At 64.7% G+C, this 13,631-nt stretch carries 9 protein-coding genes and 1 pseudogene; 8 read left to right on the forward strand and 2 right to left on the reverse strand.

Going from position 1 to position 13,631, the window contains the following annotated elements; all coding sequences use genetic code 11:
* Positions 1 to 19: 19 nt before the first annotated feature.
* The 8 genes and pseudogenes from AC4BCN_RS18835 to AC4BCN_RS18870 form a co-directional block, all read left to right on the forward strand.
* The gene (locus AC4BCN_RS18835; RefSeq protein ID WP_058049982.1) at positions 20 to 808 is read left to right on the forward strand and encodes an SDR family NAD(P)-dependent oxidoreductase; all 789 of its coding nucleotides are present in this window, start codon (positions 20 to 22) and stop codon (positions 806 to 808) included.
* A gap of 28 nt (positions 809 to 836) precedes the next feature.
* The gene (locus tag AC4BCN_RS18840; RefSeq protein ID WP_092709685.1) at positions 837 to 2,291 is read left to right on the forward strand and encodes an NAD-dependent succinate-semialdehyde dehydrogenase; all 1,455 of its coding nucleotides are present in this window, start codon (positions 837 to 839) and stop codon (positions 2,289 to 2,291) included.
* A 65-nt stretch (positions 2,292 to 2,356) separates the two neighbouring features.
* Positions 2,357 to 3,760: a porin gene (locus tag AC4BCN_RS18845; protein WP_490491488.1), complete on the forward strand. Its 1,404-nt coding sequence runs from the start codon at positions 2,357 to 2,359 to the stop codon at positions 3,758 to 3,760.
* Between the two features lie 82 nt (positions 3,761 to 3,842).
* Positions 3,843 to 5,864 carry an alpha-glucosidase gene (locus tag AC4BCN_RS18850; RefSeq protein ID WP_490491489.1) on the forward strand — a complete coding sequence of 674 codons (2,022 nt, stop codon included), beginning with the start codon at positions 3,843 to 3,845 and terminating at the stop codon, positions 5,862 to 5,864.
* 7 nt (positions 5,865 to 5,871) lie between these two features.
* A complete protein-coding gene (locus AC4BCN_RS18855; RefSeq protein ID WP_490491490.1) occupies positions 5,872 to 6,633 on the forward strand; it encodes a TSUP family transporter in 762 nt (253 codons plus the stop codon).
* Between the two features lie 43 nt (positions 6,634 to 6,676).
* Entirely contained in the window at positions 6,677 to 8,236 is a 1,560-nt protein-coding gene (gene glpD / locus AC4BCN_RS18860; RefSeq protein WP_490491491.1) for a glycerol-3-phosphate dehydrogenase, read from the forward strand.
* Entirely contained in the window at positions 8,233 to 9,723 is a 1,491-nt protein-coding gene (glpK, locus tag AC4BCN_RS18865; RefSeq protein WP_490491492.1) for a glycerol kinase GlpK, read from the forward strand. The genes glpD and glpK overlap by 4 nt, the downstream gene beginning before the upstream one ends.
* Positions 9,724 to 9,834: 111 nt before the next feature.
* Positions 9,835 to 10,800: pseudogene (locus tag AC4BCN_RS18870) on the forward strand (IS1595 family transposase); the annotation flags it as partial.
* A 163-nt stretch (positions 10,801 to 10,963) separates the two neighbouring features.
* Here AC4BCN_RS18870 and AC4BCN_RS18875 read toward each other — a convergent pair.
* Positions 10,964 to 11,767: an alpha/beta fold hydrolase gene (locus AC4BCN_RS18875; protein ID WP_139089636.1), complete on the reverse strand. Its 804-nt coding sequence runs from the start codon at positions 11,765 to 11,767 to the stop codon at positions 10,964 to 10,966.
* A 362-nt stretch (positions 11,768 to 12,129) separates the two neighbouring features.
* Entirely contained in the window at positions 12,130 to 13,347 is a 1,218-nt protein-coding gene (alaC, locus tag AC4BCN_RS18880; protein WP_436481194.1) for an alanine transaminase, read from the reverse strand.
* Positions 13,348 to 13,631: the final 284 nt, after the last annotated feature.

Raw genomic sequence — 13,631 nt, forward strand, 5'->3', positions numbered from 1 at the left:
ATTTGCCCCCGAGGACAGCATGAACGCCAACATCACTCTCTACCCCAGCCTGCAGGACCGCGTGGTCTTCGTCTCCGGCGGCGGCTCCGGCATCGGCGCTGCGCTCGTCGAACACTTCGCCCTGCAAGGTGCGCAAGTGGCTTTTTGCGACATCGACCGCGACGCCAGCGCCGCCCTGGCCACGCGCCTGGCGCCCCTGTGCCGCCATGCGCCCTATTTTGTGTACAGCGACATCCGCGACATCGCCGCCTACCAGGCCAGCCTGGCCGACGTCGAGGCGCGCTTCGGCGCCATCCGCGTGCTGCTCAATAACGCGGGCCGCGACGACCGCCACAGCCTGGCCGAACTGACGCCCGAGTACTGGGACAACTGCCTGGCCCTGAACCTCAAGCACCATGTGTTCGCCATCCAGCAGGTGGCGCCCGGCATGGCGGCCGCCGGCGGCGGCTCCATCATCAACCTCGGCTCCATTTCATGGATGCGCGGGCGCCCCAACCTGGTCGGCTACACCACGTCCAAGGCCGGCATCGCGGGCCTGTCGCGCACCCTGGCGCGCGAACTGGGCGAACAGAATATCCGCGTCAACGCCATCGCCCCGGGCGCCATCGCCACGGATCGCCAGGCCGCCCTGTGGCGCGATCCGGAAGAAGACCGGCGTTTCATCGAACTGCAATGCCTGAAATACCGGCTCGATGCAGGCCACGTGGCGCGCACGGCCCTGTTTCTCGCGGCCGACGATTCGGACGGCATCACAGGCCAGAACATCATCGTCGACGCGGGGCTGGCCCAAGTCTCGGTCGCCGGATAAGCAGCATCCCCCATTCAAGGAGAACCCCATGTTGAACCTGCAAGACGCAAGCCTGTTGAAACAGCAATGCCTGATCGACGGCGTCTGGTGCGACGCCGATGATGGCGCCACCATCGATGTCACCAACCCGGCCACGGGCGCAGTGATCGCCACCGTGCCGCGCATGGGTGCGGCCGAGACGCGGCGCGCCATCGCCGCCTCCCACGCGGCCTTCCGGCTGTGGCGCAAGCAGACGGTGAAGGCGCGCGCCACGGTGCTGCGCGCCTGGCATGCCTTGATTTTGCAGCATGCGGACGACCTGGCGCTGATACTCACCAGCGAGCAAGGCAAGTCGCTGGCCGAAGCGAAGGGCGAGATCGTCTCGAACGCGGCCTACCTGGAATGGTTTGCCGAGGAAGGCAAGCGCGCGTATGGCGACGTGATCGCCCCGCCGTCGAACGACAAGCGCATCGTCGTCATCAAGCAGCCGATCGGCGTGTGCGCTGCCATCACGCCGTGGAATTTCCCGAACGGCATGATCACGCGCAAGGCCGGCCCCGCCCTGGCGGCCGGCTGCGCCATGGTCTTGAAACCGGCGTCGCAAACGCCGCTGTCGGCTCTGGCCCTGGGCGAACTGGCGCTGCGCGCCGGCGTGCCGCCCGGCGTCTTCAATGTGGTGACGGGCGCGGCGCAAGCGATCGGCACGGAACTGTGCCACAACGACCTGGTACGCAAGATCACGTTTACAGGATCGACGGAAGTGGGCGCCTGGCTGTCGCGCGAAGCGGCCGGCACGATCAAGAAACTGTCGCTGGAACTGGGCGGCAACGCGCCCTTCATCGTCTTCGACGATGCCGACATCGACGCGGCCGTCGAAGGCGTGCTGATGTCGAAATACCGCAACAGCGGCCAGACCTGCGTGTGCGCCAACCGCATCTACGTACAGGACAGCATCTACGACGACTTCGCCGCCCGCCTGGTGGCCAAGGTGGCCGAGCTGAAACTGGGCAATGGCCTGGACGCTGGCGTCACGCAAGGCCCGCTGATCGATGAAAACGCCGTGCGCAAGATCGAGCAGCATATCGCCGACGCGCTGTCCAAGGGCGGCAAGCTGGCCATCGGCGGCAAGCGCCACGCGCTGGGCGGCAGCTTTTTCGAGCCCAGCGTGGTGCTGGAAGCGAACAGCGACATGTTGGTGGCCACCGAGGAAACCTTCGCCCCGCTGGCACCGCTGTTCCGCTTCGGCAGCGAAGACGAAGTCGTCGCCATGGCCAACGCCACGCAGTTCGGCCTGGCCGGCTATTTCTACAGCCGCGACCTGGGCAGGGTCTGGCGCGTGGCCGAAGAACTGGAAGTGGGCATGGTCGGCATCAACACGGGCATGATCGCCAATGAAATGGCGCCATTCGGCGGCGTCAAGCATTCGGGCATGGGCCGCGAAGGCTCGCACTACGGCATGGACGACTTCCTCGATATCAAATATTTGTGCATGGGAGGGATTTGATTATTTAATGTAGGCAAGGCAGGGATCAGCAACAATACACCTATAAAAACACAGGAGACAGGATCATGCAAACGACGTTACGCAAGACCACATTGGCCGCGGCCATCACGGGCGCTCTTTTCTCGGCGTCATTTGTTAGCGCTAACGCGCGCGCCGATGAACTGAGCGACATGAAAGCCATGCTGGCGCAATTGCAGGACCGGGTGGCGCAGATGGAAGCGAAGGCGGCGCAGCCGGCACCCGCAGCGGCACCTGCCGCGGCCATGGCAGCAGCGCCAGCGGCGGCATCCGTGAAGCCCGTCACCGGCTTCAACTGGAAGCTGTACGGCCGTGGCGACATCGGCTACACGGTCTCGCGCGGCAAGGATGCCAGCGGGCGCCAGCTGACAAACCACCGCCTGAACCAGGGCGAGATGGCCAGCCGCCTGGGCCTCACGGGCGCCTGGGTCTTCAGCGATGAATACAAGGCCATCTTCGGCGTCGAGACGGGTCTGAACCTGTTCAACGGCAACGCGGGCGGCGGCACGCAAAACAACACCACTTCGTCCGTGCTGTTCAACCGCGGTTCCACCGTCGGCTTTGCCTCGACCACCTGGGGCTCGATCGAAGGCGGCACCATGTACATGGCGCCGTTCTGGGTCTCGCTGGGCGCTGACCTGGCCTCGGCGCACAACTATGGCGCCAACGACTTCAGCGCCCTGTTCTCGCTCACGCGCCCCGAATCCCTTGGCCGCTACCTGAAAGACCCCGTGACGGGCAACGCCAGCAAGACAATGAGTTTGGCCGGCAACAATTCGGGCACGGCCCTGTTCTACGGCAATGCGCTGCGCTACCGCAGCCCCACCTGGAACAATATCTCGGCCGAGGTATCGTATTCGGCCGGCCAGCAGGCGTCTTCCGCCACCGACCTGGAAAACGATGGCCGCAGCTGGGCCGCCAATGTGCTGTACAAAAAGGGCGATCTGTTCCTCGGCTATGCGCACATGGATTACCAGCAGAGCAACGACATCAGCACGGCCGGCACGCCGAACTTCATCAAGCGCAACCAGGTCACGGACATCGTCGGCGCGCGCTACAAGTGGAACGACTTTACTTTGGGTGGTTCCTACACCTCCTACCGCGTGTCGAACGCGGGCGGCTATGCGGCCGACGCCTTCGGCGTGTCGGGCGCGTACGACATCGGCAAGCACCGCATCGAAGGCAGCCTGGCGCACATCAGCTACGACGGCGCCAACGCCAGGGGCGCGTTCGGCGCGAACACGGGCGACGGCGTGGGCAAGCCGAAGTCGACGGCCTACTCGCTGGGCTATCTGTACAACTTCCAGCCTACCCTGTCGTTCTATGCGTATGCCACGCGCATCGCCAACAACAGCCACGCCAAGCTGGGCGTATTGCAGTTCCGGGGGGACAATAACTACTTCGGCTACAGCCCCGTCGAGCTGACCGCCGGCATGTTCCTCGTCTTTTAATTAGTACTTAATTGTTGATGCACCGCCGGCCCGCCCGCATGCCCCGCCATGCGGCGGCCGGTTTTCACAGGAGTTGATCGTCATGCAGTACACACTACACCAGGAAAATGACAGCGTCGCCCTGCGCTGCGCCGGCCGCTTGCTGCTGCGCCACAGTGCCGCTGCGCCATGCGTGTTCGTCGGCCAGGGCCGCGAAAGCATGGAAATGTACCGTGGTAACTTCGAGATCGAGGATTACGTCGAGGAGCGCAATGCCCTGCGTGCGCTGACCGTCACGCAGGAAGACGCCGCCACCACCCTGAGCTTCGCGCGCCATGCGGGCGAAGCACCGCAACTGGTGCTGGCCGTGCAATCGCAGCCGCATGGCGTGCACCTGGTGGTGCGCTACGCGGCGCCGGGCTGGAACCGGCTGTGGCTGCGCCTGCCCGCAGAACAGGACGAACATGTGTGGGGCTGCGGCGAGCAGATGTCGTACTTCGACCTGCGCGGACGCCACTTCCCCCTGTGGACGTCGGAGCCGGGCGTGGGCCGCGACAAGTCGACCCATCTGACGTGGCAAGCGGACGTGACGTCCAAGTCGGGCGGCGACTACTACCACACGAATTATCCGCAACCGAGCTTCATCTCGTCGCAGCGTTATTGCCTGCATGCGGAAACGACGGCGTATGCGGACTTCGATTTCCGCCAGCCGGATTTCCACGAATTGCAATTCTGGGCCATGCCAGAGCGCCTGGAATTCATGCTGGCCGACACCTTCGCCGATCTGGTCGGCGTCGTCTCACAGCGCTTCGGCCGCCAGCCACAGCTGCCAGCATGGCTGCAGAATGGCGCCATGCTGGGCCTGAAAGGCGGCGAGGAACACGCGCGCGCCATCCTCGCGCAGGCGCAGGAACACGGCTTGCCCGTCAGCGCCCTGTGGTGCGAAGACTGGGTGGGTTTGCGCCAGACCTCGTTCGGCAAGCGTTTGTTCTGGGACTGGCGCTGGCAACCGCAGCGCTACCCTGACCTGAAGAACTGGATCGCCGACCTGGCCAGGCAGGACATCCGCTTCCTCGGCTACGTCAATCCGTATTTGTGCAACGACGGCACCCTGTATCAGGAAGCGCTGCAACAGGGCTTTTTGGCAACAAGCATCGATGGCGGCGCCTACCTGGTCGACTTCGGCGAATTCGATTGCGGCGTCGTCGACTTCACCAATCCGGCCGCCGCGCTGTGGTTCGAGGAACGCATCCTGCGTCAGGAAATGCTCGATTTCGGCCTGTCCGGCTGGATGGCCGATTTCGGCGAATACCTGCCGATCGACCTGCGCCTGCACAATGACGCGGACGCGCGCCTGATGCACAACGCGTGGCCGACCCTGTGGGCCGAAGTCAATGCGCGCGCCATCGAGCGGGCAGGCAAGACGGGCGACGCCACCTTCTTCATGCGCGCCGGCTACACGGGCGTGCAGGCGCACTGTCCGCTGCTGTGGGCGGGCGACCAGTCGGTCGACTTCAGCCGCCATGACGGTTTGCAGACAGTGATCTGCGGCGCCCTGTCGTCTGGCCTACTGGGCAACGCCTACCACCACAGCGATATCGGCGGCTATACGAGCTTGTTCGGCAATCTGCGCACGGCCGAACTGTTCCAGCGCTGGACCGAGATGGCCGTGTTTACATCGATGATGCGCACGCACGAAGGCAACCGTCCCGACGAAAACTTCCAGTTCTACCAGGATGAAAACGTGTTCCGCCACTTCGCCCGCATGACGCGGCTGCACGTGGCGCTGGCGCCGACCATCCGCGCCCTGGCCGAAGAGGCCGTGGCGCGCGGCCTGCCGCTGCAACGCCCGCTGTTCCTGCACTATGAACACGACCGCGCCACCTACGCCATCCAGGACCAGTACCTGTTCGGCCCCGACCTGCTGGTGGCGCCCGTGCATGCAGCCGGCGCCGCGCGCTGGAGCGCCTACCTGCCGCAGGGCGACGCCTGGATTCACCTGTGGAGCGGCGCCGCGTTCGAAGGCGGCCAGCGCGTGGAAGTCGACGCGCCGCTGGGCCAGCCGCCCGTCTTCGTGCGGCGCGGTTGCGCGCAGCAAGACTTCTTCCTGTCGCTGGCGAAATGAGTCTGGCATGAGCGTGGCGTCGCACCTGCTGTTCCTGGCTTGCGTGGCGCTGGCCAGCGTGGCGCAGAACCTGACGGGCTTTGCCTTTGGCCTGATCCTGCTGGGCCTGACGGCCGTGCTGCACCTGGCCAGCCTGGGCGACGTCGCCAACGTGGTCAGCGTGCTGGTGCTGGTCAATGCCGCCATCACGTTTGGCCGAACGCGCCCGCAACTGGCCTGGCCCGTGTTCGGCCCCTCGCTGGCCGTCAGCCAGCTGGGCGTGGGCGCGGGCGTGGCCCTGCTGGGCTGGTTCAGCGCGCAGCAAGTGAGCGTGCTGCGCTTCCTGCTCGGCTGCGCCATCGTCGTCTGCGCCTTCATGCTGGTGCTGCGCGCCAGCGCGCGGGCACGGCAGTCAAGCCTGTCCGCGTTTCTGTTCTTCAGCGGCGTGTCCGGCGTGATGGGCGGCCTGTTCGCCAGCGCCGGCCCGCCCATGGTGTACCACCTGTACCGCCAGCCATGGCCGGCAGACATAATCCGCCATTCGCTGATCGTGCTGTTCGCCGCGAATGCCGTGCTGCGCCTGGTCCTCGTGCTGGCGCATGGCCAGTTCAGCATGACGGCCTTCTGGCTGACGCTCGAAGCCTTGCCGCTGGTGATGGGCCTGACGTGGCTGGCGCGCCGCCACCCTTCGCGCCTGCCCATCGAACACGTGCGCCGCGCCGTCTTCGTGCTGCTGCTGATCGCCGGCCTGGCCCTCGTGCTGCCGCCCGTGCTGTCGCTGCTTGCCTGAGGCGGCACTTAATTACCTTTTACTTTTACAAGACGAACCTTCCATGTCCGCTTCCCGCTTTTCCTCCCTGCCCGCCCACTGCGACCTGCTGGTCGTCGGCGGCGGCATCAACGGCGCCGGCATCGCGCGCGACGCGGCCGGCCGCGGCTTGCGCGTGGTGCTGTGCGAACAGCACGACCTGGCGCAGCACACCTCGTCCGCGTCCACCAAGCTGATACACGGCGGCCTGCGCTACCTCGAATACTATGAATTCAAGCTGGTGCGCAAGGCGCTGCAGGAACGCGAAGTGCTGCTGCGCGCCGCGCCCCACATCATGTGGCCGATGCGCTTCGTCATGCCGCACGACGCCGCCCAGCGCCCCGCCTGGATGATACGCGCGGGCCTGTTCCTGTACGACCACCTGGCCAAGCGCGCCTTTTTGCCCGCCTCGCAAGGCATCGCGCTGGACCGCCATGCAGCAGGCGCGCCGCTGAAGGCCGGCTACCGCAAGGGCTTCGTGTACTCCGACGGCTGGGTCGACGATGCGCGCCTGGTGGTGCTCAATGCGCTCGACGCGCAGGAACACGGCGCGCACATCCTCACGCGCACGGCCTGCGTGGATGCGCGCCGCGATGGCGGCGCCTGGCAAGCCACCCTGCAAGCCGAGGATGGCCAGCGCAAGACGCTGCGCGCACGCGCCATCGTCAACGCGGCGGGACCGTGGACGGCGCAATTCGCCGGCGCGGCCGGCGGCGGCAAGACGCAGGGGCTGCGCCTGATCAAGGGCAGCCACATCATCGTGCCGCGTCTGTTCGAGCATCCGAACGCCTACATCTTCCAGAACCCGGACCAGCGCATCATCTTCGCCATTCCCTACCAGGATGACTTCACCCTGATTGGCACCACGGATGAGGAATACAAGGGAGAGGTCAGCCAGGTCAAAATCAGCCAGATGGAAATCGATTACCTGTGCCAGGCGGCGAACCGCTATTTCAAGCGCGAGATTCGCCCCGCCGACGTCGTGTGGACGTATTCCGGCGTGCGCCCGCTGCTCGACGACAGCGCGCAGAACGCGTCGGCCGTCACGCGCGACTATCTGCTGGAAGTGGCGCGCGGCGAGGCGACGACGGGTGCGCCGCTGCTCAATATCTGGGGCGGCAAGATCACCACCTACCGCAAGCTGGCCGAGGAAGCATTGGGCTTGCTGGCCCCCCTGCTGGACAATACCGCCGCGGCATGGACGGCCGAGGCGCCCCTGCCCGGCGGCGACCTGCAGCAGGCGAACCGGCTGGTGGACAGCCATGATTTCGACGCTTTTCTCGCCCGCTTCCAGCGCGACCACGCCTGGCTGCCGCCCGCGCTGGCGCGCCGCTATGCGCGCGCCTACGGCAGCCGCGCCACGCGCCTGCTGACGGGCGCCGCCTCGATGGCCGATCTGGGCGCGCAGCTGGCGCCCGGCCTGTACGAAGCCGAAGCGTGCTATCTGATCGAGGTGGAATGGGCCAGGAGCAGCGACGACATCCTGTGGCGGCGCAGCAAGCTGGGATTGCGCTGCACGCCCGCCGACGTGGCGCGCCTGCAGCAGTGGCTGGCGGTGCATCTGGCGCAGGAGGTGGCGGCATGACGTATTTGCTGGCCCTCGACCAGGGCACTTCCAGCTCGCGCAGCATGGTGTTCGATGAATCAGGCGCCATCGTCGCCGTGGCACAGCGCGAGTTTCGCCAGTTATTCCCGCAGCCGGGCTGGATCGAACACGACCCGATGGAAATCTGGCATAGCCAGTTGGCGACCTGCCGTGAAGTGCTGGCCAAGACAGGCTTGCAGGCCGATGCGCTCGGTGCGCTGGGCATCACCAACCAGCGCGAAACGACGGTGGTATGGGACCGCGCCACGGGCGAACCCGTCTACAACGCCATTGTCTGGCAAGACCGCCGCACGGAAGCGCTGTGCGAAGACTTGCGCGCGCGCGGCCTGGCCGGCGCCATCCACGCCAAGACGGGCCTGGTGCTCGACCCGTATTTTTCCGGTACCAAGCTGCGCTGGATACTCGACGCCGTGCCCGGCGCGCGCGCGCGAGCCATGCGCGGCGAACTGGCCTTCGGCACCATCGATACGTGGCTGGCGTGGAAGATGACGGGCGGCCGCCTGCACGTGAGTGACGTCAGCAATGCTTCGCGCACCATGCTGTGGAACCTGCATGAAGGCTGCTGGGATGCCCAGCTGCTCGACTGGCTGGGCATTCCCGCCAGCCTGCTGCCATCCGTCCACCCATCGAGCCACATATATGGCGAAACGGATGCCGAGGTGCTGGGGAGCCCCGTGGTCATCGGCGGCATCGCCGGCGACCAGCAGGCGGCGCTGTTCGGCCAGACCTGCTTCAAGCCGGGCATGGCCAAGAATACCTATGGCACGGGCTGCTTTCTGTTGCTGAATACGGGCGAACAGTGCGCGCAATCGCAGCATGGCCTGATCAGCACGGCCGCCTGCCAGGTGGGCGCGCAGCCGGCATATGCGCTCGAAGGCAGCGTCTTCATCGGCGGCGCCGTGGTGCAATGGCTGCGCGACGGCCTCGGTGCCATCGGCCACGCGGGCGAAGCGGAAGGCCTGGCCGCCTCCGTGCCCGATTCGGGCGGCGTCGTCTTCGTACCGTCATTTACGGGACTCGGTGCGCCGTACTGGGTGCCGTCGGCGAAAGGCGCCATCCTGGGCCTGAGCCGCGGCAGCACGGTGGGCCACATCGCCCGCGCGGCATTGGAAGCGATCGCCTTCCAGAGCGCCGCCCTGCTGGGCGCCATGACGCGCGACGCGCAAGCACCGATCACGGAACTGCGCGTGGACGGCGGCGCCTGCGCCAACAATCTGCTGCTGCAATTCCAGGCCGACTTGCTGGGCATTCCCGTCGTGCGCCCGCAAGTGATCGAAACGACGGCATTGGGCGCCGCCTACCTGGCGGGCCTGGCCATCGGCCTGTATCAAGGCACCGACGAACTAGCGTCGCACTGGCGCGCCGACCGGACGTTTTTGCCCACCATCGGGCGCGACCAGGCGGCCAGCCTGATGCAGCAGTGGGAAGTGGCAGTGCGGCGGTTTACCGGTAATGGGGAACACTGACAAACGGCAGGCATAAAAAAAGGCTCTGTCATCGACAACTAGGGGAAATACCGGAATTTTCCTGTGGTTGTGCTGTCTGACTCTGCATACTCACCACGCAGGGAGCAGATCATGCAGCCAGCCGAATGGATCACCTTGATTGCGCAGTTTGCTCAGTTGAGCCAGCGTCAGCGGCAAGCAGGTATTGCCCTGCTGCGTGGCAGCGCGCCACACGACGCGACCGTCGCACTGCTGGAAAATGTGGCGCAGCCGCGATTGGCCTGTCCCGTCTGCCATTCAGACCACTTGCACCGACATGGTCACGCGCACGGCTTGCAGCGCTACCGCTGCGTGCCCTGCGGACGCACCTTCAATGCGCTCACCGGCACGCCGCTGGCCCGCTTGCGCCATAAATCGTTGTGGCTCGACTATGCCGATTGCCTGCTGGCATCGGATTCCGTGCGCAAGGCGGCCAGTCAGTTAGGAGTGCACCGCAACACCACGTTTCGCTGGCGCCACCGGTTTTTATCGCTGGCAAAGACCGACCGGCCGCATGGCCTGCACGGCATCGCCGAGGCCGACGAGTTATATCTGCTGGAATCGGAAAAGGGAGCGCGGCAGATGACGCGTCCGGCGCGCCGCCGGGGCGGCCATGCCCACAAGCGCGGCATTTCCAATGAACAGGTCTGTATCCTGGTGGCGCGCGACCGCACGGGCCAGACCCTCGATTTCGTCACGGGCAAAGGGGCGTTGACCAAGGCGCAGCTGCATCATTGCCTGTTACCCGTTATCGACAAGGACGTGTTGCTGGTCACCGATGGTCATGCGGCCTATCGGGCCTTTGCCAGGGAAGCGGGTATCAGCCACCAGGCCGTCAACTTGCGCGCCGGCATCCGCGTGCAGGGCGCCGCTCACGTGCAGAACGTCAACGCCTATCACAGCCGCTTGCGGGAATGGCTACGGCCGTTTCACGGCGTGGCGACGCGCTACCTGCCGAATTACCTGGGCTGGCGCTGGATACTCGACGCCGGGCGCATCCGCTCGCCTGAAACGTTATTGAAAGCAACACTGGGCGCCTTCCCACATTTGACGGAGACGTCGGGGCAAAAAAAAGCCCGCTGCGGGAGCGGGCTGAATCTAATTCCTGTGAGGAAGTAGAGGAGACAGATGCATTTTGACGCATTGCGGCATATCACGCCAATCATGTGTTGTGATGAGCAAGATAAGCCCCATCAATATCTTGGCGTGAGGCCCTTGTTGCTTACTTGACGCTGCCAGCCGCTTCCTCGATCAGCTTGGCCACTTCCGCAGGATGCGAGCTCATCACCACGTGCGAGGCGCCGTCGATCACGATGGTTTTCTTCGCATTGGCACGCTTGGCCATGAAGGCCAGCGCTTCCGCGGGAATATTCTTGTCTGCCTTGCCGTAGACAAACCAGGACGGGATACCCTTCCAGCCTGGCGCAGGCGAGGCTTCGTTCAGCGCAGCATCCGTGATCGGACGCTGGCCGACCGCCATCAGGCGCGCCTTGGCCGCCGGCAAATCGGCGGCGAACTGGTCGTGGAACTTGGCCTGCTCGATAAACAGATCGTTGCTGCCATCGGCCAGCGGTACGGGCTTGGCCAAGGCCGTACCCAAGGTGCCGCCCGGATATTTGCCGGACAGGCCAGCTGCCGTCTCGCCAGCATCGGGAGCAAACGCCGCCACGTAGACCAGCGCCTTGACGTTGCCGCCTGCCTGGGCAGCCGCACTGATCACCGAACCGCCGTAGGAGTGCCCCACCAGCACGACCGCGCCAGGCACGCTGTTGACGACGCGGGCCACGGAATCGGCGTCACTCTTGACGCTGCGCAGATGATTGGCCGCGCCGATGACGGTGTAGCCGTCTTTTTGCAGGATGGCGGCGACGCCGTCCCAGCTCGATGCATCGGCAAACGCGCCATGGACCAGGACGATGGTGGGCTTGACAGCACCCGCCGCCGAAGCCGGGCTGGCAGGAACGACGCTGGCGAACAAGGTGCCCACGACGGCGGCAATGGACAATGGCTTGATGAATGAGGTCATGATGATTCCCGATATGATTGGAGAGTGGTGACGAGCTGCCCGCATCGGCAGGCGAGTCGAAATACTAGCACTCAACAATGTCATTTTTGCAGCTTTGGCGGCGACCTGATCTTCTTGCAGGGGCAAGGTCTGGCCCTATGATCTGGCGGCGGGCCGCTGGTGTTGCCGGCGGTGGACAGCGGCGATGGCGACGCGCAAAAAAAAGCCCGCTGCGGGAGCGGGCTGAATCTATTTCCTTGGAGGAGATAGAGGAGACAGATGAATGATGCCGCGTCGCAGCATATAAAACCACTTTATATTCGTGATGTCAGAAATACGCGATAGTGATATTAGGGGCAACGAAGCATTCCACACGGCAACTTTTATGCTGCCGCTTCCGTTTTCCCGTCGCCAGAACGCAACATATTCTTGATGCCCCGCAGCGCCTGCCGCACGCGCGCCTCGTTTTCGATGAGGGCAAAGCGCACGTATTCATCGCCATATTCGCCGAAACCGATGCCGGGCGACACACTGACCTTCGCCTTTTGCAGCAGCAGCTTGGCGAACTCCAGCGAACCCAGGTGGCGATACGCTTCCGGAATATGCGCCCAGATATACATCGACGCCTTCGGTTTCTCCACCATCCAGCCCGCTTCATGCAAGCCTTTCACCAGCACGTCGCGGCGGCGCTGGTACTGGGCGCAGATGTCCGTCACGCAGCTCTGGTCGCCTTCCAGCGCGGCAATGGCCGCCACTTGCACGGGCGTGAAACTGCCGTAGTCGTGGTAGCTCTTGATGCGCGCCAGGGCCGCCACCAGTTCCGCGTTGCCCACCATGAAGCCGATGCGCCAGCCCGCCATGTTGTAGCTTTTTGACATGGTGAAAAACTCGACGGCCACGTCGCGCGCACCGGGCACCTGCATGATGGACGGCGCCTTCCAGCCATCGAAAGTAATGTCGGCATACGCGAGGTCATGCACCACCAGAATATTGTGCTGCTTCGCCAGCGCCACGACTCTTTCAAAAAATTCCAGTTCGACGCATTGCGCCGTCGGATTGGACGGGAAACCGAGCACCATCATCTTCGGTTTCGGATAGCTTTCGCGGATGGCCCGTTCCAGTTCGGCAAAGAAATCCACACCCGGGCCCATGCGCACGGAGCGGATATCGGCGCCCGCGATCACGGCGCCCCAGATGTGGATCGGGTAACTGGGGTTCGGCACCAGCACCGTGTCGCCACGGTCGAGTGTTGCCAGCATCAAGTGGGCCAGGCCCTCTTTCGAGCCGATGGTGACGATGGCTTCGCTGTCCGGGTCGATGTCGACCTCGTAGCGCTTCTTGTACCAGTGTGAAATGGCGCGGCGCAGGCGGGGGATGCCTTTTGACGCGGAATAACCGTGCGTGTCGGGGCGTTTCACCGTCTCGACCAGCTTGTCCACGATGTGGGCCGGCGTGGCGCCATCGGGATTGCCCATCGACATGTCGATGATGTCCTCGCCACGGCGGCGCGCGGCCATCTTGAGCTCGGCGGTGATATTGAAAACGTAGGGGGGAAGGCGATTGATGCGCGAAAAGCTGCGCGGAGCTTGGCTGTCGGTCATGGTATCTCTATACGTAAGCGCCCGGATCCGTCCGAGCGACGTTGGCACAATGCGTGTGCCTGCAGTGATACTAACCCGGCTTCGCGAGAACTGGCAAGGCCGTATTCGGACCGCTACAATACGTACTGATCGAAAATGAGCGCACCGGTTGGTAACCCGGTAAGTGCCCGGTGCAGTCCGGCATGCTCCCGCCCACGCGGACCCACGGCGCTGACTCTTGGCTGTACCACCAGCCGGGGAGGTGTTCTGGTTCGTGCATTTTTCCCGCCGCGCCGTCCCTCCCC

The organism is Janthinobacterium sp. Bl 1, assembly GCF_058215535.1.

Coding starts and splice junctions, on each gene's coding strand:
- glpD (WP_490491491.1), top strand. CDS start 6,677: ATGTCCGCTTCCCGCTTTTCCTCCCTGCCCGCCCACTGCGACCTGCTG.
- AC4BCN_RS18840 (WP_092709685.1), top strand. CDS start 837: ATGTTGAACCTGCAAGACGCAAGCCTGTTGAAACAGCAATGCCTGATC.
- AC4BCN_RS18845 (WP_490491488.1), top strand. CDS start 2,357: ATGCAAACGACGTTACGCAAGACCACATTGGCCGCGGCCATCACGGGC.
- alaC (WP_436481194.1), bottom strand. CDS start 13,347: ATGACCGACAGCCAAGCTCCGCGCAGCTTTTCGCGCATCAATCGCCTT.
- AC4BCN_RS18850 (WP_490491489.1), top strand. CDS start 3,843: ATGCAGTACACACTACACCAGGAAAATGACAGCGTCGCCCTGCGCTGC.
- AC4BCN_RS18875 (WP_139089636.1), bottom strand. CDS start 11,767: ATGACCTCATTCATCAAGCCATTGTCCATTGCCGCCGTCGTGGGCACC.
- AC4BCN_RS18855 (WP_490491490.1), top strand. CDS start 5,872: ATGAGCGTGGCGTCGCACCTGCTGTTCCTGGCTTGCGTGGCGCTGGCC.
- AC4BCN_RS18835 (WP_058049982.1), top strand. CDS start 20: ATGAACGCCAACATCACTCTCTACCCCAGCCTGCAGGACCGCGTGGTC.
- glpK (WP_490491492.1), top strand. CDS start 8,233: ATGACGTATTTGCTGGCCCTCGACCAGGGCACTTCCAGCTCGCGCAGC.